A 24,406-nucleotide genomic window follows, 5' to 3' on the forward strand; every position below is an offset into this window, starting at 1 on the left:
TCTCACTCCTCCCGGGTGGCCGACGACCGGGCGGCCACCATCAGCTGGCCCAGCGCCAGCCCTCCGTCGTTGGGCGGCACCCGGCGGTGCCGCAGTACGGTGAAGCCGTCCTCCCCGAGCCCGCTCGCACAGGCCGAGGAGAGCAGCGCGTTGGCGAAGACCCCGCCGCTGAGCGCCACGGTGGTGGTGCCGTGCCGCTCCCGGACGGCCGCGCAGATCCGCCGGACCAGCTCGGCCACCGCGTGGTGGAAGCGGACGGCGACCAGCCCGGCGGGGGCTCCCGCGGTCACGTCGGTCACCACGGCGGCCAGCACCGGCGAGGGGTCGGCGATCCAGCCGTCCGCCCGCTCCGACAGGCCGAACGCGTAGCCGCCGGTCCGCACGAAGGCACAGGCCGCCGCCTCCAGTTCGATCGCCGCCTGGGCCTCGTACCCGGCCCGCTGGCAGACCCCGGCGAGCGCGGACACCGCGTCGAACAGCCGCCCCATGCTGGAAGTCGGCACGCAGTTCAGTCCGCACTCCAACTGCCGTTCCAGCAGGGCGAGTTCCTCCGCCGCGCAGGCGCGGACCGGTGGCAGCTGGGGCAGCCAGGGCAGCCCGGCCGCGCGCAGGTGGGCGAGCGCCGTCCGGTACGGGCGCTCGACGGCCGCGTCGCCGCCCGGCAGCGGCACGTACCCGAGGTGGGCGAGGCGGCGGAACCCGTCGTAGTCGGCCAGCAGCACCTCGCCGCCCCAGATCGCGCCGTCCTCGCCGTAGCCGGTGCCATCGAAGGCCACCCCGAGCACCGGCCGGCCGCCGTCCAGGCCGTGTTCGGCCATCACCGCGGCGATGTGGGCGTGGTGGTGCTGCACCCGGTGCACCGGCCGACCGGCGGCGGTCCGCTCGGCGTGCCGCAGCGAGCGGTAGCCGGGGTGCCGGTCGGCGACCAGCAGTTCGGGCCGTACGCCGCTGACCGTGCCGAGCTGCTCGACCGCCCGGTCGAAGGCCCGCAGGGTGGCCAGGTCGTCCATGTCGCCGATGTGGCCGGACAGCCAGGCGTAGCCGTCCCGGGCGAGGGCGAAGGTGTTCTTGAGGTCGCCGCCGACGGCCAGCGCGGGGCGGACGGGCACCGGCAGCGGGACCGGCAGCGGCGCGTACCCGCGCGAGCGGCGCAGCGGCAGCTGCTCGCCGTCCACCACCCGCACCACCGAGTCCTCGCAGGGGACGTGGATCGGCCGGTCGTGGGTGAGCCAGCCGTCGACCAGCGGGGCGAGGCGCTCCAGTGCCTCCCGGTCCTCGGTGACGATGGGCTCGCCGGAGAGGTTGGCGCTGGTCATCACCAGCAGGTCCGGCCCGGGGGCGGCGAGCAGCAGGTGGTGCAGCGGCGTGTACGGGAGCATCACCCCGAGGTCGGGGCTGCCCGGCGCGACCCCCTCGGGCACCGGCAGGCCCCTACGGCGGAGCAGCACGATCGGCTTCACGGGCCCGGTGAGCAGTTCCCGTTCGACCGGGTCGACGGGCAGCAGGCGCTCGACGGTGGCGAGGTCGCGGGCCATCACGGCGAAGGGCTTGTCGCCGCGCCGCTTGCGCCGGCGCAGCAGGGCGACGGCCGCGGCGTCGCGCGCGTCGCAGGCGAGGTGGTAGCCGCCGATGCCCTTGACGGCGAGGATCGCGCCGTCGGCGAGCAGCTGCCGGGCCGCGGTGAGGGCCTGTTCCCCGTCGAGGTCGGGGCGTGCGGGCACGGTCAGCGCGAGCCTGGGCCCGCAGGCGTGGCAGGCGACGGGCTGGGCGTGGAAGCGGCGGTTCGCGGGGTCGGTGTACTCCCGGACGCAGTCCGGGCACATCGGGAAGCCGGCCATGGTGGTGTTGGCCCGGTCGTACGGGAGGCCGGTGACGATGGTGTGCCGGGGGCCGCAGTCGGTGCAGCTGATGAAGGGGTGCCGGTGGCGGCGGTCGGCCGGGTCGGCGAGTTCGGCGAGGCAGTCGGCGCAGACGGCGGTGTCGGGCGGGATCAGGGTGGTGCGGGGGCCGTCGGGGCGGGAGGGGACGATCCGGAAGCCGGTGGCGCCGGTGACGGCGAGCGGCGCGTGTTCCACCGAGTGCACCCGGGCGAGCGGCGGCGCGTCCCCGGCCACCCGTCGGCAGAAGGCCGCGAGGGCGTCCGGGCTGCCCTCGACCTCGACCAGGACGCCCTCGCCGGTGTTGGTGACGGTGCCGGCCAGTCCGAGTTCACCGGCCAGCGTGTGGACGAACGGCCGGAAGCCGACCCCCTGCACCAGGCCTCGGACGGCGACCCGCCGCCGCTCGCGGTCGAGCCCGGGGTGACCGGCCGTCACGCGTCCTCCCCCACGACGGAGTGGCCGTGGTGGTGCCCGTGTTCGTGCTCGTGTTCGTGACCGTGGTCGTGCGGCGCCGGCGCCGACATCACCGGCCGGTGCGGCTCGGCCCCGTCCAGCACGGCCAGCGCCCGGTCCAGCAGCGCCCCGACGCCCGCGCCCGTCCGGGCGGAGGTGTGCAGCACCGTCACCCCGGGGTTGACCCGCTGGACGTTCGCCAGGAACGCGGCCTCGTCGAACTCGGCCGCCTCGGCGAGGTCGGCCTTGGTCACCAGCACCAGGTTGGCCAGCCCGAAGGCCGTCGGGTACTTGAGCGGCTTGTCCTCGCCCTCGGTCACCGAGGCCAGCACCACCCGCAGCGTCTCGCCGAGGTCGTAGGAGGCCGGGCAGACCAGGTTGCCGACGTTCTCCACGAACAGCAGCCGGCACTCCGCGGGCAGCCAGCCGTCCAGGTGCCCGGCGAGCATCCGCGCCTCCAGGTGGCAGAGCCCGTCGGTGAGCACCTGCTTCACCGGGGCGCCCGAGCGGGCCAGCCGGCGGGCGTCGTTCTCGGTGGCGAGGTCGGCGGTGAGCGCGGCGACCGCCACCCCTCGCCGCCGGGCGAGGGTCAGCTCGGCCTCCAGCAGCGCGGTCTTCCCGCTGCCCGGGCTGGACAGCAGGTTCACCGCGACCGTGCCCCGCTCCGCCAGCGTCGCCCGCAGCCGGCGGGCGCTGTCGTCGTTGCGGGCGAGGACCGCCTGACGGAGGTCGACCGTGCGGCACATCGGCATCAGCCTTTCTGTTCGGCCCGGACGCCGGGGCTCCGTGACCACTCGACGTCGAGAATCTGCAGTTCACGGCCGGACAGCAGCTCCACGCCGCCACCGCCGTCGCAGCCGGGGCAGCCGAGGTCCGGCGGCATGCCGACCGCCCACTCGACCGCGCAGGGGGTGCAGCGGGCCCGGGCCGGGACGGACTCGGTGTCCAGCACCGCGCCCGCCACCAGCGTTCCGGCGCAGGCCAGTTCGAAGCAGAAGTCGAGGGCCTCGGGCACCACACCGGCCAGCTCGCCCACCCGCAGGCGCACCCGCGCCACCCCGGGGGCCCCGTGCTCGCGCGCGGCCGTGTCCACCTGCTCGACGACGGCCTCGGCGATCGACATCTCGTGCATGGGTCCCCTTCCCGGAGCGGGCGGCAACGCGCCCCATTACAGGGCGCGGTGGCGGCGTCGGCCCGAAGCCGCGCCGCCACCGGGTGCGGGGCTGCACCGTTCGCAGCAATCCGCACCGCACGGGTCGTCCCCGGTCACATCCGGGAGATGTGCAGGTACCGCTTGATGTCCGGCAGGCTCTGCCAGAGCAGTGCGCCGATCCCCGCCAGCAGGGCGACGCAGAACAGTTTCCTCAGCATGGTGTCGTCTCCTTCTCCGGTTGCGCGGCCTCGTCCACGACGCGCAGGACCACTCGGACCGCCTCCTCCACGGCGGCGGCGACGGGCTCGCTCAGCCCGATGCCCTCCTCCAGCGAGGCCGGCTCGCAGCCGACCACCAGCACCCGTTCGGGCGGCTCGCCGCCGGTGCCGGCGGCGAGCGTGGCGAGCAGGGCCAGTACGGCGTCCGGCCCCATCCGGTGCCCGTCCAGGACCGGTACCTCCAGCGGCTGTTCGGCGTCCGCCTCGATCAGGTAGACGGTGCCGGGCGCTCCGCCGCGGCAGGTGGCGTCCACCAGGACGGCGGTGCGGTGGCCGTCGAGCAGCCGGTACGCCAGGTCCACGCCGCGCACGCCGACGTCGACCAGCTCGACGCCGGCCGGCAGCGGGTGGGCGGCCAGCCGCCGGACGGCCTCGACGCCGAAGCCGTCGTCGCCGAGGAAGATGTTGCCCACCCCGGCGACCAGCACCGTGGCGCCCGTCACGACTCCTCCAGCGGTGTGACCTCGTCGGGTTGGAAGTAGCGGAAGCGCCCCTGGGCGCGCCACAGGTCGGCGCCCGGGTCGTCCTCGACCGTGACGGCCAGGTGCACCGAGCCGTCGACGTCGTACAGCACCGCCTCCACGATGCCGGTGCGCCCGTCCAGGAAGAGGTCCTGGGCGTCGGTGCGCCGCCGGCCCGGCCGCAGCAGGACCCGGCTGCCGGCGCCGACCTCCCGGCCGTCGACCAGCACCCGGTCCCGCTCGGGGTCGACCTCCGGGTCGTCGCCCGGGTCCCACCACGGCTGTTCGGCCACTCCGGCACCGCCGGTGACCTCGCGCAGCCCGCGGATGGCCCCGTGCAGCCGCTCCAGCACCTCGGGCGGCAGGGACTCGGCCAGGTCGATCACCGCGCCGGCCCGTTCGTCGGTGCCGCGGGCCTCCCGTTTCTCCTCCTCGGTCAGGGCCGCCGTCCGCAGTGCCAGGATCTCGTCGATCTCGGTGGCGTCGTACAGGGTGCCGAGGCTCTCGGGGGCGATCCGCGGGTGGTCCTCCAGGATGATCGGCGAGGACAGCACGACGCCGCGCTCGCCGTCCGGTCCGGCCAGCACCGGCCAGGTGCGCTGGTTGCGGCACCGCTCGACGGCCGGACGGGCCCACTCGGGCGGGTCGGTGACGGACAGGAAGCGGCCGTGCTCAAGCCCGAGCAGCAGGTGGGCGGAGACCAGTGAGCGCGGCAGCGCCTGGTCGCGGGTGGCCCGCCGGGGCGGCGTCCAGTCGGAGGTGTTCTCCACCTCGACGGTCAGCCGCCGCGCCAGGTACGGGCCGGGCACGTCCTCGGCCCGCAGCCAGACCAGGCCGTCGACCTGTTCGCGCCGCCGCACCAGCCGGCCGAGGACCTTGCCGTCCTCGCGCACCAGCCCGGTCTCGCCGACGCCCGGCAGCCGGAACGGCCGCTGCACCCCGTCGCCTTCCAACTCCTCGACGGGAATGAGGAGTTCGATCCGCTCCTCGACGCCCTCGTCCCACTCGACGAGGTCCCGGTCGGCCAGCGCCAGCCGCTCGACCGACTCGAAGCCGGCCGCCGTGGCCCGCTCGACGGTGCGCCGCTGGACCCGCAGGAAGCGCAGCTCGACCGCCAGCAGGTCCCCGCCGCGCGCCTCCATCACGCACTCGGTGCGCTGGTGGGAGTGCTCGCCGCCCTGCACGGTGTACTCGGGCGGCACCAGGACGCCGAACTGCCAGCGCAGCCGGTTCTTGGCCGCCGAGGCGCGGTACGGGTAGAGCACGTAGCCCTCCAGCAGCACCGCGTCGGCGATCTGCCGGGCGGCCGCGAAGCCGCGCTCGATCCGCTCCGGGAAGCCGCTCACCGGACCGTCCCCTCGCTCGCCGCCGCGAGCAGCTCGCGCACCGTCGCCTCCCAGGAGGGCAGAGCCCGCCGGGAGCGGTAGGCGAGCAACTCGTCCATCACCTCGTCCGGCAGCCGCAGCCAGCCGCTGCCGGGGAAGTGCCGGTCGATCGCCTCCCGCCAGACCCCGACCGGCATCCGCACCCTGGCCTCCCGGTCCCAGGGCACCGGGCTGACCTGGAACCCGGCGGGGCCGGCGAAGGCGGTGCCGGAGAAGAGCAGCAGCATCGGCACCTCGCCGCCGTCCAGCGCCCGGAAGTAGCGGGCCGAGGCGACGTCCTGGTCGTAGGTGCAGGGCACCGCGAGGTCGGTCTCCGTCTCGCCGGTGAAGCCGGGCACCAGCAGCGGCACGGTGGCGAACTGGACCGGGTTGAGCGTGGTCGCCCAGCGCTCCCGGCCGCCGAACAGGTCGGCCAGCCGCTCGCCCTCGGCGTCGCCGTACGGTCGGCGGCCCGGTTCGATCCGCAGCTGGCACTGGAGAACGAGGGCGTGCACCCGGGTGTCGGCCGACGCGGTGATCCGCAGCCGGAACACCAGGGTCGGCCCGGCCGCGTACGGGTCGGAGCGCACGCCGGTGCAGGCGAAGGCGAGCGCCGTCACGCCGTCACCTCCGCGGGCAGCGGGCGGGCCCGCTCGGCCAGCCGCGCGAAGAACGCGTCGAGTTCGGTGCGTGCCTCGGCGCCGCCGTCGAAGCCGTGCCAGCACCGCCGCAGCCGGCCGACCAGTTCGTAGCAGACGTCGATCGGCACCAGGAAGCACGCCACGCGCTCCTCGGTGCGGCGCAGCAGCAGCGCCTCCACGTCCGGCTCCAGGGCGTCGGCCAGCCGGCTGCCGCCGAGGGCGCGCCGCCAGGCCTGCTCGTCCAGCTCGCTCTCGGTGGCGCCGGCCGGGCCGGGGTAGAAGGCGAGGAGCTGGTCCAGCACGGTGTTGCGGAACAGGAAGGCGGTGCCGACCGGGATGCCCAGCACCGACCAGGCCTGCTGGTCCAACTCGCCGTCCGGGTCGGCGAGGTAGCGGTCCGGCACGGTGCGGTAGCGGCCGCCGGCCGCGCCCGGCTGCTGGAACAGCAGGCCGCAGGCGGTGCAGGCGCAGGCCAGGGCGCGCTCCTCGACGTCCACCAGGTGGCGGTGGCCGTCGGGCAGGTCCCGGCCGCAGAACGCGCACTGCTCGGGGCGCGGCGGGGCCGGTTCGCGCAGCCGGTGCAGCAGGGCCGTGCCGTCGCGGGAGATCCGGCGGGTGTTCATCGCGCCTCCGCGGGCTGCGGCGGGCGGGTGCCGATCTGCAGCAGCTGGGGAGCGCGTTCCAGTTCCACGGCCGTCACCTCGGGCGCGTGGCAGGCGAGGACGGCCTCCACCTCCTGTTCGCCGCAGCCGCAGCCGGTGGCGGTGCGGCGCAGCCGCAGGACGCCGGTGGCCTGGTCGAAGCCGGCCACCTCGACCCGCTCGGGCAGGTTGGCGAGGGCCCGGTCGATCCGGGCGGGGAGGTCCTCGGGGTGCAGGTCGTGCAGGAGCAGCAGCCCGGCCACGGCCGGGTCGTCCAGCATCCGGTCCAGCGCGGGCGGGGGCAGCGCGGGGACCATCCGGGCCAGACCCTGGCCGTAGAACTCCATGAGTTCCCTGACCAGTTGCTCGCCCGCCTGCTCCGCGCCGCTGCCGGCCAGGTCGTCCAGGGCCTGCTGGATCCGCTGCCCGGTCCGCTCGGCCGTCATGCGGTGAGCCCGCTCAGGCCGGTGGGCACGTGCATGGTCTGCACGGTGCGCCCGCCGCCGACGTACATGTGCACGCCGCAGGGCAGGCAGGGGTCGAAGCTGCGCACCGCGCGCATGATGTCGATGCCCTTGAAGGTGTCCGGGGGGTTCTCCTCGAAGATCGGGGTGTTCTGCACCGCGTCCTCGTACGGGCCCGGTGTGCCGTAGCTGTCCCGGACGCTGGCGTTCCAGGGGGTGGGCGGGTACGGGTGGTAGTTGGCGATCTTGCCGTCGCGGATCACCATGTGGTGCGAGAGCACGCCGCGCACGGCCTCGGTGAAGCCGCAGCCGATCGACTCGTCCGGCACCTCGAAGCGTTCCCAGGTCTGGCTGCGCCCGGCGCGGACCTCGTCGAGCGCCTTCTCGGCGAAGTGCAGGGCGGCGGCGGCCGCGTACGCCTGGAAGTAGGTGCGGGCGCGGTTGCGCTCGATGGCGTTGCTCCACTGCGGGATCTTCCACTCGAAGGTGACCTCGGGCTTGGTCATCGAGCGGGGCAGGTTGATCTGCACGCTGTGGCCGGTGGCCTTGACGTAGCCGATGTCGACCAGCCCGGACAGGGCGGTGGACCACAGCCGGGCGATCGGGCCGCCGCCGGTGTCGAGGGCGAGGTGGTCCTTCCCGTCGAACCAGCGCGGGGACATCACCCAGCTGTACTTGTCGTCGAAGTTCCGCTTCTGCGGGGCGGGGATGGTGTGCTGGTTCCACGGGTGCCGGGGGTCGACGGGGTTGCCCAGCGGGTCGTGGGTGACGAACAGGTCCTTGCCCTGCCAGTCCTCGTAGTAGGAGCTGCCGAGCAGGATGCGGATGCCCAGGTTGATCTGCGTCAGGTCGTTGGTGACGAGCTTGCCGTCGACCACGATGCCGGGGGTGACGAACATCCGCCGGCCCCAGTCCGTCATGTTGCGGTAGGTGAAGTCGCAGTGGTCCGGGTCGTTGAGGCTGCCCCAGCAGCCGAGCAGGACCCTCCTGCGGCCGACCTCCTCGTAGCCGGGCAGGGCCTGGTAGAAGAAGTCGAAGAGGTCGTCGTGCAGCGGCACGACCTTCTTCATGAACTCGACGTAGCGCATCAGCCGGGTCAGGTAGTCGGTGAACAGCTGCACCGTCGCGACCGTGCCGACGCCGCCCGGGTAGAGCGTGGAGGGGTGCACGTGGCGGCCCTCCATCAGGCAGAACATCTCCCGGGTGTACCGGCTGACCTGGAGCGCCTCGCGGTAGAACTCGCCCTCGATGGGGTTGAGCGAGCGCATGATGTCGGCGATGGTCCGGTACCCGTGGTCGCCGGCGTGCGGGGCCTCGGTGCGCTCGGCCTGCTCCAGGACGCCCGGGTTGGTCTCGCGGACCATCTTCTCGCAGTAGTCGACCCCGACCAGGTTCTCCTGGAAGATGTTGTGGTCGAACATGTACTCGGCGGCCTCGCCGAGGTTGATGATCCACTCCCCCAGGTGCGGGGGCTTCACCCCGTACGCCATGTTCTGGGTGTAGACGGAACAGGTGGCGTGGTTGTCGCCGCAGATCCCGCAGATCCGGCTGGTGATGAAGTGGGCGTCGCGCGGGTCCTTGCCGCGCATGAAGACGCTGTAGCCGCGGAAGACCGAGGAGGTGCTGTAGCACTCCGCGACCCTCTTCTGCTTGAAGTCGATCTTCGTGTGGATGCCCAGGCTGCCCACGATCCGGGTGATCGGGTCCCAGGACATCTCGGTCAGGCCGCTGCCGTCGCCGGCCGCCCTGGTGGTCGGAGTTGCCATCGTTGCTGTCGTGTCCTTGTCTCTGGGAGCGGGGCCCTCGGCGGGCGGGATCGGTGGGGGTGCGGGGCCTCGGCGGGCGGGATCGGTGCGGAGGACGCGGGGCCTCGGCGGGCGGGAGAGGGTCGGCGGCGGCCGCACACCGGGTGGTGTGCGGCCCTCCGGCGGTCGTCACCAGGGCGGTCGGTAGCCCGTGGTCAGCTGGCGGCCGGTGCGGCGCCACTTCGGTTCCTTGTCCAGGGTGTTCAGCGTGATCGCGCGCAGCCGGCGGATCAGCGTGCCGTACGCGCTGCTGGCGTTGGAGGAGACCCGGGAGCCGGGCGGCGGGTCCATGAAGGGCATGAACTTGTCCGGGAAACCCGGCATGGTGCAGGCGATGCAGATGCCGCCCACGTTCGGGCAGCCGCCGATGCCGTTGGTCCAGCCGCGCTTGGCGACGTTGCACTTCACGACCGGGCCCCAGCAGCCGAGCCGCACCAGGCACTCGGGGGTGCCGTAGTCGGTGGCGAACTGGCCCTGCTCGTAGTAGCCGCCGCGGTCGCAGCCCTCGTGCACGGTGGCGCCGAACAGCCAGGCGGGCCGCAGCTTGTCGTCCAGCGGGATCATCGGCGCGGAGCCGGCCAGCTGGTACAGCAGGTAGGTGAGCGTCTCGGCGAAGTTGTCGGGCTGGATCGGGCAGCCCGGCACGCAGACGATCGGCAGTCCGGCCTTGGACTTCCAGTCCCAGCCGAGGTAGTCCGGCACGCCCATGGCGCCGGTCGGGTTGCCGGCCATCGCGTGGATGCCGCCGTAGGTGGCGCAGGTGCCGATCGCCACCACGGCGGTCGCCTTGGGGGCGAGCCGGTCCAGCCACTCGCTGGTGGTGATGGGCTGACCGGTGGCGGGGTCGTCGCCGAAGCCGCACCAGTAGCCCTCCTTCTTGATCTTCTCGTTGGGGATGGACCCCTCGACGACCAGCACGAACGGCTCGATCTCGCCGCGGTCGGCCTTGAAGAACCACTCGACGAAGTTGTCCGCGCCCTGGGCCGGGCCGCACTCGAAGTCGATCAGCGGCCAGTGCACCGCGACCTTGGGCAGGCCGGGCAGCGCACCGGTGACGATCTCCTCGATGCTGGGCTGCATCGCGGCGGTCAGCGAGACGGAGTCGCCGTCGCAGCTGAGGCCCGCGTTGATCCAGAGAATGTGCACCACGTCGGTGTCGGTGGTTGCGGCTGTTGCAGCTGTTGCAGCACCCATGAGGATGCCTCCTCGGGGATGAGAGCCGGAGGGAATGGCTCGAAAGCCAGTCATAGCAACGGTCCGGTCCTGGCGCCGGTCCGCGTGGCGCGAACCGGGGCCCGGGGAGGCAAGCCCGGCGGGGCCGTTCGGGTCACGCCCGCGCGGTCGGCCCCGTCGCCACCGGGCGCTTGTGGACGAACGCGGAACGCAGCGCGTGGTACGGCGATTCGGGTGTGAAGAACTGCCGGTGCATCACCGCGAGCTCCTCCTCCCGGTACGCGTCGAGCGGCTTCATCCGCTCGTCGGCGTCGCGCGCGGCCTTCTTCGCCGCGATCCGCTGCTGGGTGGTGGGCGAGGCGGCGAGCAGGCCGGCCAGGTGGGCCGCCCGCCGCTCGAACTCCTCCGGCCCGCAGGCGAGCACCCGGTCGACCAGGCCGATCCGCTCGGCGGTGGCCGCGGAGACCGGGAGGGCCTGGTGGGTCAGCCGCTCGGCCGCCGCCGCGCCGACCCGGCGCGGGAGGGAGTACGTCCAGTACTCCGACCCGTACAGCCCCATCAGCCGGTAGTGGGGGTTGAGGACGGAGCCGCCGCGGCACCACACCTCGTCCGCGGCCAGCGCCAGCATCACCCCGCCGGCCGCGGCGTTGCCCCCGACGGCGGCGACCACCAGCCGGTCGGTGGTGGTGAGCACCGCGTCGACCAGCTCGTCCATCGCGGTGATGTTGTCCCAGGACTCGACGGCCGGGTCCGCCGCGGCCTCGATCACGTTGAGGTGGATGCCGTTGGAGAAGAAGTCCCGGCCGCCGCCGAGCACCAGCACCGAGGTCGGGCGGGCGAGGGCGAAGCGGTAGGCCGCCAGCAGCCGGCGGCAGTGGCCGGTGGACATCGCGCCGCCGGGGTAGGAGAACCGCAGGAGGCCGACCGGGCCTTCCTCGCGGTAGCGCAGGTCCGACCAGACCGGGCCGTCCTCCTCCTCCGGCATCAGCGGCGCCGTCGCCTCCGGCAGGGCGGGCAGCAGGCCGCCGAGCGCCGTCACCGCGGGGAGCTTGACGCCCGCGGGGCCGCCGGGGGTGTGGCGGCGCAGTTCCGGGATCCACACCGCACCGTCCACGGTGGCCCGGCAGAGGGCGCCGGCCCGGGTGGCGATCAGCTCGCCCGGGCGGCCGCGCAGTTCCGGCTCGCGGTGCCCGCCGTGCAGGTACCAGGTGCCGCCGCACAGTTCGTCGAGCACGCCGGGCCGGGAGTCCGCGGCGCGGAGCCTGCGCAGCACCTCCTCGGTGGGGTCGGTCGCCCAGTCGATCCGGCGCTCCTCCTGGCGCAGGACGGGCCCGGTGCGTACCGCGGCGCTCCAGCCGGGCCCGGACTGCGGCTGCGGCGCGTACGTGCCGGAGGCGAAGCGCTCCACGGCGAGCAGCGCGGCCGCCACCGCCGCGTCGGCGACCTCGTTGCGGTACAGGTCGCTCTTGCCGTACTCGGGCAGCAGGCAGGGCGCCCAGGCCCAGACCGGGCCGGCGTCCATCTCCGCCTCGGCCTGGAGCACCGTCACGCCCCATGCGGTGCGGCCCTCCTGGATCGCCCGGTCGAGGGAGGAGGGGCCGCGGTCGCCGGGCGGTCCGGGGTGGACGACGAGGCAGGTGAGCCGCGACCAGAGCTTGCGGGGGATCGCCGTGCGGAGCATCGGCGCGAGCACCAGGTCGGGTTTCAGTCGGCCCACCGTTTCGAGCAACTCCTCGTCATCACCGGCCAGTTGGACGTCCACGGTGTGGCGCCGGTCGCGCAGTTCGGCGTGCAGCCGCTGGCTGAGGCTGTTGAACGCGCTGACGAGGAGAAGAATCCGCATGTCCGCCTCCGAGGGGGTGGGGCTCCGGGGAACCCGGCGATCATCACCTCCGCCTCCGCGACCCCCCGCCCGGTCCGGCATGTCGCGCCGCGCGTTCACCCGAGCGGCCGGAGCCGGACGGCAGGGTCGAGCGGGTAGCATGTAAGCTATGACTCCGATAAGTGACCCTTACGAGCTTCGCCCCGGCGTGCCCACCGTCGAGGTCTTCCGCCGCCTGCGCACCGACGCCGGACTCTCCGACAAGGCGCCCGAGGCGGTCGCGGTCGCCCTCCCCAACACCTGGTACGGCGTGGTCCTCCACCACGAGGGCGAGCCCGTCGGCATGGGGCGGATCATCGGCGACGGCGGCACCGCGTTCCAGATCACCGACATCTGCGTCCACCCCGCGCACCAGGGCCACGGCCTCGGCAAGCGCATCATGGCGGCACTCACCGAGGAGCTGGAACGCCGGGCCCCCGCCACCGCGTACGTCTCGCTGATCGCGGACGGCCCCGCGCGCTTCCTCTACGAGAAGTTCGGCTTCGCGGACACCGCCACCCACGACTCGATCGGCATGTACCGCCTGATGGAAGGCCGTTGACGGCCCCACGCGCCGCCGGAGCGGCCCCGCGGGCTCAGACCATCGGGGCGAGCGCCCGCGCGGGCCGGGTCCGCTCGTAGGCGTGGCCGACCCGCAGCAGCGTGCGCTCGCCGAACGGCCGCCCGAGCAGTTGCAGGCCGATCGGCAGCCCCGCCGCGTCGCGGCCGGCCGGGACGGACAGGGCGGGCACGCCGGTGACGTTGGCCGGGGCGGAGAGCCGGACGTAGGCCTCCGGGACGCTCTCGGTGGTGCCGTCCGGCCAGCTGACGCTCTCCTGGCCGGCCCGGACCGCCGTCGTCGGCACCGTCGGGGCGGCGATCACCTCGACCTGTGCCAGCATCCGCGCCCAGGCCTCCCGGATCATCGTCCGGGCGCGCTGGGCGCGCAGGTAGTCGCCCGCGCCGATCAGTTCGCCGGCCTCCAGCAGCACCCGGACGTCGGCCTGGTACAGCTCGGGGACGGTGCGCAGGGTGCGCGCGTGGTAGGCGGCGGCCTCGGGCGCCGTCAGGCCCCACAGGGTGGGCACGAGGTAACGCGCCATCGGGATCTCCACCGCGACGGGCCGGGCACCGAGGGCCTCCAGCTGCGCGACCGCGCCGTGGACGGCCGCCGCGACCGCCTCGTCGACGTGGTCGAGGTAGTAGCCGTCCGGCACGCCGACCCGCACGCCCGTCAGGTCCGGCTCCCGCTCGGGCCGGTGGTCGACGGTGGGGACGGCCACCGAGGCGGGGTCGCGCGGGTCGTGCCCGGCGATGGCGTCCAGGACCAGCGCCGCGTCCTCGACGGTCCGGGTGATCGGCCCGACGTGGTCGAGCGACCAGGACAGCGAGGTGACGCCGTGCCGGGGCACCAGCCCGTAGGTGGGCTTGAGGCCGACCACCCCGTTCAGCGCGGCGGGCACCCGGATCGACCCGCCGGTGTCGGTGCCCAGGGCGAAGGTCGCCGCCCCGGCGGCCACCGCGACGGCCGACCCGCCGCTGGAGCCTCCGGCGACCCGCCCGCGGTCCCAGGCGTTGCCGGTCTGCGGGGTGGTCAGGCCGTAGGCGAACTCGTGGGTGTGGGTCTTGCCGGCCAGGACGGCCCCGGCGGCCCGCAGCCGGGCGGCGACGGTGCTGTCCTCGGCCGCGCGGTGGCCGTCGCGGACCCGGGAGCTCGCGGTGGTGGGCGTGCCGGCGACGTCGATCAGGTCCTTCAGCCCGACCGGGACGCCGTGCAGCGGCCCCCGGTACCGGCCCCCGGCGATCTCCCGCTCGGCCTCGCGGGCCGCGTCGCGGGCCTGCTCGGCGGTGACGGCGACGTACGCGCCGAGCTGCGGCTCCACCCGGTCGATGCGGCCGAGGACGGAGTCGACCAGCTCCACGGGGGACAGCCGCCGTTCCCGGATCTCCGCCGCCGCGGCGGCGAGGCTCAGCTCATACGGCTGCATCGGGCCGCTCCCCTCCCGCGCGGAAGACGGCATCGGGCGGGGTGTCCCCGTAGTCCAGCTCCCGCAGGACGGCGACGACGGACTGGAGGCGCCGGGCGGTGGCCGCCACCGCGGCATGGCGCTCGGCCGGCAGGTCGAGTCCGGCCCGGGCGGACCACCGGGCGGCCTCGGACGGGGTGAGTTCGGCGGAATCCACGGGTGCGCTCCTGACTGAGGCTGGTGCGGCGGGGTGACTCGGACGTCGGACGGAGGATCCCCGTCGGCGGCGCCGTCCACCCCACCGCGGGCTCAGCGCACCGGCGCCACCTGCTCCACCGGCGGCGTCCGGACGGCGAGCAGGGCGGTGTCGTCCGTCAGCCGGCCTTCGGTGTGCCGCAGGACCGCGGCGGCCACCTCGTCGACCAGGCGCCCCGGGTCGACCGTCCCCGGGCCGTCGGCCAGCCGGTCCAGCTGGGCGCGCAGGGAGAAGAACGCGCCCGTACGGTCACGGGCCTCCGTCACCCCGTCCGAGACGATCAGCACCGTCTCCCCCGGGCCCAGCCGCAGCCGCCGCACCGGCGGCAGCCCGCCGGCCAGCTGGGCCAGCCCGATCGGGGCGCCGCCGCCCGGCGGCAGCTGCCGAACGCCCTCGGAACCGAGCACGTGGGGGCTGTCATGGCCGAAGTTGACCACCTCCACCTCCCCCGGCGCGTCGGCGGGGAAGCCGACCACCACCGCCGTCGCGAACCGCTCCTCCCCCTCCCCCAGCCGCTCCGCCAGCAGGTTCTGCCGGTGCAGCCGCTCCTCCAGCCAGCCCGCGACGGTGGCCAGGTCGCCCTCGTGGAAGGCGGCCTCCCGGAAGCAGCCGACCAGGGCCGCCGCCGCGGAGACGGCCGGCAGGCCCTTGCCCTGGACGTCGCCGAGGATGACCCGCGCCCCGAACGGGGTGGCCAGCACGTCGTAGAAGTCGCCGCCCACCCGGGCCTCGACGTCCGCGGCCAGGTAGCGCGCCGCCGAGTCCACCCCGCCCCACCCCGGGGGCACCGGGCGCAGCACCACCTGCCGGGTGGTCTCGGCCGCGCCCTGGAGGTGGCGGACATAGCCGGCGGCGCGGACGCGGAAGATGCTGATCGGCACCGAGAGGGCGGCTCCCGCGATCACCAGCAGGAAGTCCTCGGTCCCCTGGGACTTCCCCCAGATGCTGTCCAGGGCGGGATAGGCGGCGATGGCGAGGAGGGAGAACAGCACGGTGGCGGCCGGCCCGCAGAGCCCGGCGGCGACCACCGGGACCATGACCAGCCAGCTGACCGACGCGAAGGTCATCGGCGTGGCCGCGTCCACCCCCACCACCAGCCCGAGCACCGCCAGGGGCACCAGCCAGGAGCGGTGGCCGTACCGGATCAGGATCGGCGTCCGCTGCCCCGGCTCCTCCACCGAACGCGCCCGCACCCCGTCCCTCCCCTTCTCGCGACCTGCCCCGACCTCCGGACGCCCCGCGCGGGCGAGGGCGCCGGGCGGAGGCTGCGCCCAAGGTAAGGGGCCCGCTCCCGGCGTGGGCGACGCCCCGGCCCGACGGCCCCGGCCGTCGCACGTTCGGCCCAGTCGCGGCGCCACTCCCGGCGCTCCGGCCGGGCCCGGCGTGCGGCCTTCCGGGTGAGGGGGCAGGGTGGTGCCGTACGGACCTGCCCGGACCAGTCGGCGCACCCGCGTGCCCTGGCCGTCGGCCGAAGGAGGCGCCATGCGCACCCGGAAGATCCCCCGTCGGAGCGTGGCCCTGGCCGCGGCCGTCGCCGCCGTGCCCACCGCCCTGCTCACCGCCCCGGCCCAGGCCGCGACCGGCACCGCGGCCGCGGCCGGCGCCCCGCCGACCGGCTTCGTGGAGCTGCCCACCTCCCCGCTGCCGCGCGACGACGCACAGCGGGTGGTCACCGTCACCTACCGCAACGACTCCTCGGCGGACCGGACGGTGGCCCCGCAGATCCTCATCGAGTCCCCCCAGAACGGCCCCTTCCTCGACCCGTCGAGCATCCGGCTCGAGGTGCTCTCCTCGGACGGCCACTGGCGCACCACGCCGCTCGCCAGCCAGACCGGGACGCTGTACACCAAGCTCGTCCCGGCCAAGCTCGTCCTGCACGGCCACCACACCCTGACCGAGCGCTACCGGGTCACCGTCGTCGGGGCGGCCCCCGCCCAGGGGACGGTCGAGCCCAGGGTGGCGCTCTACGGGTGAGTCCTGCCCCGAGTCACCGGCTCAGGGCCTGTCTCTCGGGTTTCGTCGGACCCGGCAAGGACCCAGGAGACAGGCCCTAAGGCAGCTGCACCGGGGTGAAGGTCCCAGCCGGGGTGCCGGCCAGGGCGCCGTCCATGGCGTCGCGCCAGATCGGGCCGGCCAGGGTGCCGCCGAAGGCCTGGCCGACCACCGTGCCGCCGATCCGCTGGCCGTCCAGCGGCTTCGGGTTGTCGGTGTCGCTGACCACGGTCGCACCCGCCATCTCCGGGGTGTAGCCGACGAACCAGACCTGGCGGCTGTCGTTGGTGGTGCCGGTCTTGCCCGCGCTGTCCCGGCCGGTGAGGCCGGCCGTCCGGCCGGTGCCGTCCTCCACCACACCCTTGAGCATCGCGCTGACCGTGTCGGCGGTGCCGGCCGACATCGCCGCCGTGCAGTTCGCCTGCGGCACCGCGAGCGGCTTGCCGTCGGGACCGGTCACCGAGGCGATCGCGGTCGGCGCGCAGTAGGTGCCGTGGGCGGCGAAGGCCGCGTAGACGGCCGCCATGCCCAGCGGCGTCAGGTCGTTGCTGCCCAGCGTCATCGACGGGACCACCTGGAGCTTCTCGCCGCCCGCCTGCTGGGTGATGCCCAGCTTCTCGGTCATCCGCGCGACCGAGCACAGGCCGGTGTCGGCCTCCAGCTTCGCGAAGTAGGTGTTGACGGACTGCGCCATCGCCGACTTCATGTCGAACCGGCCGGTGAGGCTCTGGCTGTCGTTGTGCACCTGCCCGGCGGAAGGGAACCGGCCGCCCGAGCAGTCCGTCATGGCCGGCCACGGGATGCTGTAGTCGGTGGTGTAGCTCTGATCGGCCGGTATGCCGCCCTCCAGGGCCGCCGCCGCGACGATCGGCTTGAAGGTCGAACCGGTCGGGAACCCGAGCCCGCCGCCCAGGGCCTTGCCGACGTTGTAGTTGATCTGGGTCTGGTGCTGCTTGTCGTCCACCCCGTACGGGCGGCTCTGGCCCATCGCCAGGATCCTCCCGGTGCCCGGCTGGACGATGCTCATCGCCGTCGCCGCCTGGTCGCCCGCGTCGACATGACCGGTGACCGAGGCCTGCAGCGCCGCCTGCGCCTTCGGGTCGAGCGTGGTGCGGATCTGCAGGCCGCCGCGCTTCCAGAGCGTCTGCCGCTCGGCCGCCGACTTCCCGAAGGCCGGATCCGTGAGCACCACGTTGCGCACGTAGTCGCAGAAGAAGCCCTCGCCCTGCTTGGCCAGGATGCAGCCCTGCTGCGGCGCCTGGACGTTCAGGCCCAGCGGGGAGGCGATGGCCTGCCGGGCCTCCTCCTGGGTGATGTGCCCGTACGCGGCCATCTTGCGCAGCACGGTGTCACGCCGCTCCTTCGCCGCCGTCGGGTTGACCGTCGGGTCGTAGCCGGTCGGCGACTGCACCAGACCCGCCAGCAGCGCGGCCTGCGGCAGGGTGAGGTCCGCGGCGTGCACGCCGAAGTAGCGCCGGGCGGCCGCCTCGACACCGTAGGCCTGCTCGCCGAAGAAGGTGATGTTCAGGTAGTTGGTGAGGATCTGGTCCTTGCTCAGGGTCTCCTCGACCTTGATCGCGTACTTCAGCTCCTGGATCTTGCGGCCCACCGTCTGCCGCTGCGCCTCGGCGACCTTCTGCGGGTCGTCTCCCGCCTCCTCGACGAAGACGTTCTTCACGTACTGCTGGGTCAGGGTGGACGCGCCCTGGGTCGCGCCCGAGGAGGCGTTGTTGTCCAGGGCGCGCAGCACGCCCTTGAGGTCGATCGCGCCGTGCTCGTAGAAGCGGTTGTCCTCGACGTCCACCAGCGCGGTCTTCACCAGCGGGGAGATCCGGTCCGCCGGGACGACCGTGCGGTCCCGGTCGTACACGGTGGCGATCGTGCCGCCCTCGGCGTCGAGGATGGTCGTCGCCTGGGACAACGGCGGGGTCCTGAAGTCGTCGGGCAAGCCCTGGAAGTCGTCCGCCGCCGACCGCGCGCCGAGCCCGACCGCCGCCACCGCGGGCAGCACCATCCCCGCCGCCACCACCCCGGCGACCACGCTCACCGCGATCAGCCGCGTCCCGTGCCCCAGCTTCCCCATGCCCGCCACCACCCGCCGTTGTGCCATGACGGGTGACCGTACGTGGCACAGATGAGGAACTCCTTGGAAGGCCGCTGCCGTACCCCGGGTGCCCCGGCCCCTGGTGGGTGACATTCGGCGGGCAATGGATGGAACGCCCCCGGGGTGCGAACGGCCCCTACGTCACGGCGAACCTGATCGCGATGAAGGACGGCGCCCAGCGGTGCGGGGGGCTGCTGCTGGTGTGAGTGCGCGGGCCGCACCGCTCAGGACGGATCGGAACCGGGCGGTTCGGTGCCGTCGCCGAGCAGGCCGAGGCCGAGGGCGGTCGGGCTGTGCAGTGCGGTGTTGCGGTACCGGGCGGTGCGGACGAGGCCGGCCTCGCGCAGCACGGTGGCGTGTTCGCTGGCGCTGGAGGGGGTGGTCCCGGCGAGCGCGGCGAGTTCCTTCGTCGTGCAGCCGGGGTGTTCGGCGATCGTCTGCAGGACGGCGGCGCGGGTCTGTCCGAGCAGCGCGGACAGGGCGGCCGCCGTCCCCGCCGGGGCCCGGTCGGGCCCGAGCAGGGCCGGCCAGCCCGCCGGCCGGCTGTCGTCGATCGGGTAGGTGATCACGGGCAGGGGCAGGCCGTGGGTGTCGTCGCTGACCATGGCCCGGGTGGCGAACACGGACGGGCCCAGCAGGACGCCCTGCCCCCGCAGGTGCAGGTCGTGGTCGACGCCGCTGCGGACTTCGAGCACCGGCGGGTTCCAGCGCATCCAGCGGGGGTTGGCGCCGGCCAGCAGGAGTTCGACGCCTCCGCCGAGGAACTGCCGCAGCCGCACGGACCGGTCGGCGGCGTGGCGGTCGACGAGCTGCGGCCAGTGGCCGCCGACCAGGTGCTCGTAGAGCAGCCCGAGGCTGTCGGCGAGTTCCTCGCGCAGCGCCCGGTCGTCCGCCAGGTGCCGGGCCCACCCCGGGACGGGCTGGTGCTCGGCGATCGCGGCGAGTTCCGCCTCGACGAGCCGGCGCGGGGTGGCCCGTACGCGTTCCAGCAGTTCCTCCGGGTGGCCCGCCACCGCGGGCATGAGGAAGGTCGGCCCCCAGCCGTCCGCCGGGACCAGGGACAGGGCCATGCGGGCGCCGTCGGGCAGGCCCGCGAGGACGCTCCGCCGCCACGGATCCAGCCGCGCCGCCTGGCTCCGTTCCTGCAGGGCCCTTGCCGCGGCCATGAGTTCGGAGAACGGCATCGGCTCCGCCGGCCGGGTCCTGGCCAGGTCCTCGGCGGTGAAGTGGATCCGGTAGACCATCGTTTCCCTCCGGTAGCGCGCGCCAGGGTCAGGTGCGCTTGAAGAATTCCACCTCCGAGAGCGCGATGGCGCGGCCGGGGCCCGTCCCGGCGGCCTCGCGGACGGTGAGCTTCACCTGGGTGACGTCGCTGATCCCGGTCGGCACGGTCTGCGGGCCCGGCTGGTCGTTGAGCGCGACCTGCTCGGTGTGCACCTTGCCGTCCTCGGAGGTGACCTCCATGGAGACGACGATGGGGCGGGCCTGCTGGCGGAACTGCTGCTGGTCCACCGAAGGGCCGGTGTGGACGATCAGGTCCACCAGCCGGAACGGGGTGCGGAAGGAGAAGGTGACGGAGTCCCCGATCGCGGGTGCGCCCCAGTAGGTGTTGGTGAGGCCGTCGTCGGCCGCGCCGGCCGGATGGCCCTCGACGGCCGCGCTCGCCGTGGTGGCGGAGGGGGTGATCGGCGCGGTGCCGCGGACCTTGTCCAGCACGTCCTGGAAGGCGACCTTGCCGGCCGGGTAGAGCAGGATCCCGGCGACGACCAGCGCGACCAGCACGAGCAGCGCGATGGTGCGGCGCAGCGCGTTGCCGGAGCCGCCGATCCGCACCCGGCGCCGGAACGGCCAGCGGGTGCGCCACCAGGGCAGTTCGGGCGCGGCCGCGGTGGGGGTCAGCGGTGCGGCGCAGCGGCGGCAGAACTTCCGTTCGGGCAGGTTGGGCGTGCCGCACCGGGGGCAGGGCGGGCCGTCCTGGGTCTCGACGGTCTCGGCCGGCCGGCTGACGGGGCGGGGGGCCACGGGCTTGGCGGGCTGGACGGCCACCGGGTCGGCCTGCGGGGCGGGTGCGGCGGTCTGAGCGGGGGCCGGCCGTACGGGGGCGGGGCTCGGGCGGGCGGGCTCGGCGGCGGGCGGGGGCTCGGGGGCCGGGGTCTCGACGGGCGCCGGGCGGGCGGGCGGCTGCTGTGCCTTGGCCTCGGGTTTGGGCTCCGGCTTGGGCTCCGCCTTGGCTTCTGTCCTGGCTTCCGCGGTGGTTTCCGCCTTGGCCGCCGGTTCGGTTGTCGGCTCGCTGCGCGCGGTCCGGCGCGCGGCGCTCCGCCGCGTGGATTCGGCGGGCGCGGGCGCGGGCGCGGGCTCCGCCGTGGGTACGGGTGTCGGCTCGGGCTCGGGTTCGGCCTTCGCGGGTGCGGGCACCGCCGCGGGCGCGGCCGTCGGCGCCGCCGCCGGGGTGGCGGGGGTGCCGCGCGACCAGCCGAGGTAGGCGCCGCAGTTGCCGCAGAAGTCGTCCCCCTCCCCGTTGGCCGTTCCGCATTCGGGGCACACCGGCATCCGTCAGCCCTCCGTTCGCCCGGGTGGGCCGGGCAGGATCTCCACCCGGCAGGTCAGGTGGACGGGACAGCCCGCCCTGACGACGGACCGCACCTGGTCCTCGTCCGGCGCCGGTCCGCGCAGCGGCCAGACCCGGACCAGCACCTCGCCGCCCGGCGCGGGCGCCGGCGTGGCGTCCGGGTCGGTGGACCAGGAGGCGCCGCCGCCGTCCACGATCTCGGCTCCGGCGCCGAGCACCAGTCGCAGGCGTTCGGTCAGGCCGCGGCGGGTGCCGCGCCAGCGGTGGAGTTCGACGGCGCGCTCGACCACGGCGCGGCGCACCTCCACCGGCCAGGCCGGGTCGACCTCCACCGCGACCCAGGAGGCCAGCCAGTCGAGGAAGTCGGCCGGCGCGAGGCCGGGCCGGAAGTAGGCGGGCAGGTTGTCCAGGGTCGCGAACACCGGGGCGAGGACGGTGTCCAGGCCCGCGGTGAACCGCTGGGCGAAGTCGTCGTCGGCGAACAGCGCCGGCAGCAGTTCGCCGATCGGGTGCGGGCTGGGCAGCCCGGGGACGGCGGCCCGGGTCATGAGATTCCCTCGGCGGCCGTGGTGACCACGACCTGGTGCTGGTGGGAGAAGACCAGGGCGTCCGGCGGGACCTCGACCCGCTCGGCGGGGGCGCCCCGGCGTCCGGTGATCGGGTCGGCCGGGAACAGCCTCACCTCCTCGACGCCCGCGACGGCGGACACCCGCTGGAGCACGGCGAACACCTCCCCGTACTGCACCGCCCGGCCGAACGGCCAGCCCGTGCCGTCCGCTCCTCCGCGCAGCGGGTTGAGGTACCGGTACAGCGCGGCGAGCACCTCCTCGCGGACCCGGTCGGGGTCGGCGGAGCGGGTGGTGAGCCGGGCGACGACCGTGACGCCCTGGTAGGAGGGGGGCTGGACGAGCAGCCGGGTGCCGATCAGCCGCCGCTCGTCGAGGGCGGTCGCGACGGCGGCCAGCATCTGCTCGTCGGGGATCAGCTGTTCGAAGCGCAGCCGGTCGCCCTCGTCCGCGACGGCGTCGGGGACCACCAGGACCCGCACCGCCCCGGCCTCCGCGCCGCCGGCGGGCACGCAGCTGATCCGGGCGGCGGACGGCGCGGCCTGCCGGGCGATCAGCTCGAAGTCCCCGGCGGTGACGGCACGTTCCTGCAGGCGCAGCTGGTGCGGGGCGCGGGCCTTGGCGTTCTCCACGGTCTCGCCGTCGACCCCGCCGCGGGCCGCCTCCCGGTTGTCCACCCGGGCGATGTACGGGACGGAGCTGCGCAGCACCGTGACGGTGCCGCGGGCGACGTTGCCGGCGATCCCGCCGCCGGTGCGGTAGCGCGGGACGCGCAGCTGGGCGCCCTTGGGCGGTACGGCGCCGAAGGCGCGCAGGCTGCCGTCGGGCTCCCGGACCGCGGGCGGGAAGAGGAACTCGCCGGTGGTCGCGTCCAGCACCACGTGCCGGTCCGCGGGCGAGGACTCGCCGAAGTGCTCGACGACCGTCCAGCGTTCCCAGCCCTCGCCGGCCGCGACCTCGACCACCGGGGGCTCGCCGTCGAGCAGCACCGGCGGCCGGGCGAGCCGGAAGCGCTGGCCCGCGACGCCCTCGGAGGCGCCGAGCGGCGCGTCGGTGACGGTCCGCGCGTGGACGGCGGTGGCGGTGCCGCCGACCGTGAACACCTCGGCCCGCCGGATGGTCGGGGACTCGGAGTAGAAGGGCTGGCCCGGCTGCGGCTCGGTGACCCGGCAGCGCAGCCAGCCGGCCCGCCGGCCGGCGACGACCGAGGCGGTGTGCCCGGCGGGCACGAAGACGACCACCTCGCCGGGCCGGTTGAGGCCGCCGGTGGTGTCGCTGCCCGTCTCGCAGGCGATCCAGCGCGCGCCGTCCCAGACCTCCCAGGCCAGCGGAGGCTGGCGCGGGTCGACGCCGACGCCCTCCACCCGGCTGTCCAGGCGGACGATCAGGATGCAGCGCGGCACCACGGCGGGCAGGGCGAAGAGCATGGCGTCCCCGGCGACCGGGCGCGGCTGGAAGCACGGCACGTCCGCGCCGTCGGCCAGCCGGGCCGTGCCGTCGGACTGCTCGCCGGAGGCGGAGACGGTGACCAGCCGCTCCAGCGAGCTGGGGACGATCGGCAGGTCCTCGGCGGTGGAGAAGACCACCGCGTCGTCGGTCTCGGTGCGCAGCGTGGAGACCTCGGTGCCGGCCCGCAGCAGGACGGTCTCGGGCTGCGGGGCGGAGAGCCAGAAGTCGACTTCGGTGCGGGCCGCGGCGGGCGGGAAGAGCCGGATGCCGAGCAGGTCGAGGAAGGCGGCGTAGTTCTTCTCCGGGACCCGGTTCAGCCGGTAGAGCAGCTGGTCCACCAGGTAGGCGAAGGTCTCGATCAGGGTGACGCCCGGGTCGGAGACGTTGTGGTCGGTCCACTCCGGGGCGCGCTGCTGGACGTAGCGCTTGGCCTCGTCGACGAGCTGCTGGAAGCGGCGGTCGTCCAGGTTCGGGGAGGGCAGGGCCATCAGTACGCACCCCCGCTCGTCGCACTCAGCGGCTCGGCCTCCGGGTGCTCCGGGATGGTGTAGAAGGGGAAGACCAGGTTGCGGCGGTCGTTGGTGGCCCGCACGGTGTAGTGGACGTCGATGTAGAGGGTGCCCTCCTCGACGCTGTCGAAGGCGATCACCACGTCGTCGACCTCGATCCGCGGCTCCCAGCGCTCCAGCGCGATGCGCACCTCGCGGGCGATCCGCCCGGCGGTGGTGCTGTCGCCCGAGGCGAAGACGTACTCGTGGATGCCGCAGCCGAACTCGGGCCGCATCGGCCGCTCGCCGGGGGCGGTGCCGAGGATCAGGCGGATCGCCTCCGCGAGCTCCTGGTCCCGCTCCACCATGCCGATGCCGCCGGTGGCGTTCACCCGCAGCGGGAAGGCCCAGCCCCTGCCTATGAAACTACCGCTCATGCGCCCACCTCGCTGCGCTCGGCAGGGGCATTCGCCCACTCGCACCTCTTGATGATTCGCTCGCTTCGCTCGCTCATGTCAGCCCCCGATCAGCACGTTGAACGCGCCGACGGTGACGGTGGCGCCGCAGGTCGTCTTGTCGCCCATACGGGCGGCGGGAAGGCCGCCGATCAGCACCATTCCGCGGGTCACCGCGCCCGGGGAGGGCAGCACCACGTTGCCGGGGCCCAGGGCCAGGTGCGGGGGGACGACGCAGGCGTGGACGCTGCCGACCACCGCGGCGGGGCGGCCGCCGATGAGCACGGTCGCCACCCTGAGGGCGCCCGGCGGCGGGGTGGTCAGGGCGCCGCCGTGGTCGGTGAGGTCGCCGGTCCGGGCTGCGGGGGGCATGTGCGGTCTCCGTT

General features: G+C 74.6%; 24 protein-coding genes. 2 read left to right on the forward strand and 22 right to left on the reverse strand.

All coding sequences use genetic code 11. The features are described 5' to 3' along the window. Positions 1-2: 2 nt before the first annotated feature. From hypF to ACGF13_RS21875, 12 genes are all read right to left on the reverse strand, one after another. Positions 3-2,315: a carbamoyltransferase HypF gene (gene hypF, locus ACGF13_RS21820; RefSeq protein ID WP_392877501.1), complete on the reverse strand. Its 2,313-nt coding sequence runs from the start codon at positions 2,313-2,315 to the stop codon at positions 3-5. Next, the gene (gene hypB, locus ACGF13_RS21825; RefSeq protein WP_392877503.1) at positions 2,312-3,079 is read right to left on the reverse strand and encodes a hydrogenase nickel incorporation protein HypB; all 768 of its coding nucleotides are present in this window, start codon (positions 3,077-3,079) and stop codon (positions 2,312-2,314) included. Before hypB ends, hypF begins: the two co-directional genes overlap by 4 nt. Before the next feature lie 5 nt (positions 3,080-3,084). Continuing rightward, positions 3,085-3,465, reverse strand: a complete 381-nt coding sequence (hypA, locus tag ACGF13_RS21830) for a hydrogenase maturation nickel metallochaperone HypA (RefSeq protein ID WP_392877505.1) — start codon at positions 3,463-3,465, stop codon at positions 3,085-3,087. A gap of 134 nt (positions 3,466-3,599) precedes the next feature. Next, the gene (locus ACGF13_RS21835; protein WP_392877506.1) at positions 3,600-3,704 is read right to left on the reverse strand and encodes a DUF6893 family small protein; all 105 of its coding nucleotides are present in this window, start codon (positions 3,702-3,704) and stop codon (positions 3,600-3,602) included. After that, entirely contained in the window at positions 3,698-4,207 is a 510-nt protein-coding gene (locus tag ACGF13_RS21840) for a hydrogenase maturation protease (RefSeq protein WP_392877508.1), read from the reverse strand. Before ACGF13_RS21840 ends, ACGF13_RS21835 begins: the two co-directional genes overlap by 7 nt. After that, positions 4,204-5,571 carry a hypothetical protein gene (locus tag ACGF13_RS21845; RefSeq protein ID WP_392877510.1) on the reverse strand — a complete coding sequence of 456 codons (1,368 nt, stop codon included), beginning with the start codon at positions 5,569-5,571 and terminating at the stop codon, positions 4,204-4,206. The genes ACGF13_RS21840 and ACGF13_RS21845 overlap by 4 nt, the downstream gene beginning before the upstream one ends. Then, complete coding sequence (locus ACGF13_RS21850) at positions 5,568-6,209, reverse strand: DUF6084 family protein (protein ID WP_392877512.1); 642 nt, start codon at positions 6,207-6,209, stop codon at positions 5,568-5,570. Before ACGF13_RS21850 ends, ACGF13_RS21845 begins: the two co-directional genes overlap by 4 nt. Next, positions 6,206-6,853 (reverse strand): DUF5947 family protein, encoded by a 648-nt coding sequence (locus ACGF13_RS21855; protein ID WP_392877514.1) that lies wholly within the window; start codon positions 6,851-6,853, stop codon positions 6,206-6,208. The genes ACGF13_RS21850 and ACGF13_RS21855 overlap by 4 nt, the downstream gene beginning before the upstream one ends. Beyond that, entirely contained in the window at positions 6,850-7,317 is a 468-nt protein-coding gene (locus ACGF13_RS21860; RefSeq protein WP_392877516.1) for a thioredoxin, read from the reverse strand. Before ACGF13_RS21860 ends, ACGF13_RS21855 begins: the two co-directional genes overlap by 4 nt. Further along, entirely contained in the window at positions 7,314-9,101 is a 1,788-nt protein-coding gene (locus ACGF13_RS21865) for a nickel-dependent hydrogenase large subunit (RefSeq protein WP_392877518.1), read from the reverse strand. The genes ACGF13_RS21860 and ACGF13_RS21865 overlap by 4 nt, the downstream gene beginning before the upstream one ends. Positions 9,102-9,269: 168 nt before the next feature. Continuing rightward, a complete protein-coding gene (locus tag ACGF13_RS21870; RefSeq protein WP_392877520.1) occupies positions 9,270-10,334 on the reverse strand; it encodes a hydrogenase expression protein HypE in 1,065 nt (354 codons plus the stop codon). A gap of 133 nt (positions 10,335-10,467) precedes the next feature. Further along, positions 10,468-12,156 carry a hydrogenase maturation protein gene (locus tag ACGF13_RS21875; protein WP_392877522.1) on the reverse strand — a complete coding sequence of 563 codons (1,689 nt, stop codon included), beginning with the start codon at positions 12,154-12,156 and terminating at the stop codon, positions 10,468-10,470. A gap of 148 nt (positions 12,157-12,304) precedes the next feature. On the opposite strand from ACGF13_RS21875, the gene ACGF13_RS21880 reads away from it, so the two are divergent. After that, entirely contained in the window at positions 12,305-12,736 is a 432-nt protein-coding gene (locus tag ACGF13_RS21880; RefSeq protein ID WP_392877524.1) for a GNAT family N-acetyltransferase, read from the forward strand. Positions 12,737-12,770: 34 nt separating this feature from the next. Here ACGF13_RS21880 and ACGF13_RS21885 read toward each other — a convergent pair whose 3' ends face one another. The 3 genes from ACGF13_RS21885 to ACGF13_RS21895 all read right to left on the reverse strand — a co-directional run bounded on the left by ACGF13_RS21885 (position 12,771) and on the right by ACGF13_RS21895 (position 15,590). Then, the gene (locus ACGF13_RS21885) at positions 12,771-14,162 is read right to left on the reverse strand and encodes an amidase (RefSeq protein WP_392877526.1); all 1,392 of its coding nucleotides are present in this window, start codon (positions 14,160-14,162) and stop codon (positions 12,771-12,773) included. Continuing rightward, positions 14,149-14,358: a hypothetical protein gene (locus ACGF13_RS21890; RefSeq protein WP_392877528.1), complete on the reverse strand. Its 210-nt coding sequence runs from the start codon at positions 14,356-14,358 to the stop codon at positions 14,149-14,151. Before ACGF13_RS21890 ends, ACGF13_RS21885 begins: the two co-directional genes overlap by 14 nt. 92 nt (positions 14,359-14,450) lie before the next feature. Next, positions 14,451-15,590 carry a PP2C family protein-serine/threonine phosphatase gene (locus tag ACGF13_RS21895; protein ID WP_392877530.1) on the reverse strand — a complete coding sequence of 380 codons (1,140 nt, stop codon included), beginning with the start codon at positions 15,588-15,590 and terminating at the stop codon, positions 14,451-14,453. Between the two features lie 289 nt (positions 15,591-15,879). Between ACGF13_RS21895 and ACGF13_RS21900 the strand changes: the two genes are divergently transcribed. Beyond that, positions 15,880-16,371: a signal peptide protein gene (locus tag ACGF13_RS21900; RefSeq protein ID WP_392877532.1), complete on the forward strand. Its 492-nt coding sequence runs from the start codon at positions 15,880-15,882 to the stop codon at positions 16,369-16,371. 76 nt (positions 16,372-16,447) lie between these two features. Here the strand turns inward: ACGF13_RS21900 and ACGF13_RS21905 are convergent, their stop codons facing one another. The 7 genes from ACGF13_RS21905 to ACGF13_RS21935 form a co-directional block, all read right to left on the reverse strand. Further along, on the reverse strand, positions 16,448-18,499 hold the full coding sequence (locus tag ACGF13_RS21905) for a transglycosylase domain-containing protein (protein ID WP_392877534.1): 2,052 nt from the start codon (positions 18,497-18,499) through the stop codon (positions 16,448-16,450). Positions 18,500-18,717: 218 nt separating this feature from the next. After that, positions 18,718-19,737, reverse strand: coding sequence for an ArsR/SmtB family transcription factor (locus ACGF13_RS21910; RefSeq protein ID WP_392877536.1), 1,020 nt, complete (start codon positions 19,735-19,737; stop codon positions 18,718-18,720). Between the two features lie 28 nt (positions 19,738-19,765). Beyond that, positions 19,766-21,043 carry a zinc ribbon domain-containing protein gene (locus ACGF13_RS21915; protein ID WP_392877538.1) on the reverse strand — a complete coding sequence of 426 codons (1,278 nt, stop codon included), beginning with the start codon at positions 21,041-21,043 and terminating at the stop codon, positions 19,766-19,768. Between the two features lie 3 nt (positions 21,044-21,046). Continuing rightward, entirely contained in the window at positions 21,047-21,610 is a 564-nt protein-coding gene (locus ACGF13_RS21920) for a phage tail protein (RefSeq protein ID WP_392877540.1), read from the reverse strand. Continuing rightward, positions 21,607-23,565: a putative baseplate assembly protein gene (locus ACGF13_RS21925; protein WP_392877541.1), complete on the reverse strand. Its 1,959-nt coding sequence runs from the start codon at positions 23,563-23,565 to the stop codon at positions 21,607-21,609. Before ACGF13_RS21925 ends, ACGF13_RS21920 begins: the two co-directional genes overlap by 4 nt. Continuing rightward, a complete protein-coding gene (locus ACGF13_RS21930; RefSeq protein WP_392877543.1) occupies positions 23,565-24,002 on the reverse strand; it encodes a GPW/gp25 family protein in 438 nt (145 codons plus the stop codon). Before ACGF13_RS21930 ends, ACGF13_RS21925 begins: the two co-directional genes overlap by 1 nt. A 78-nt stretch (positions 24,003-24,080) precedes the next feature. Then, the gene (locus ACGF13_RS21935; protein ID WP_392877545.1) at positions 24,081-24,392 is read right to left on the reverse strand and encodes a PAAR domain-containing protein; all 312 of its coding nucleotides are present in this window, start codon (positions 24,390-24,392) and stop codon (positions 24,081-24,083) included. Between the last annotated feature and the right edge of the window lie 14 nt (positions 24,393-24,406).

This window comes from Kitasatospora sp. NPDC048286, assembly GCF_043201735.1.
In the GTDB taxonomy this organism is placed as follows: Bacteria; Actinomycetota; Actinomycetes; order Streptomycetales; family Streptomycetaceae; genus Kitasatospora.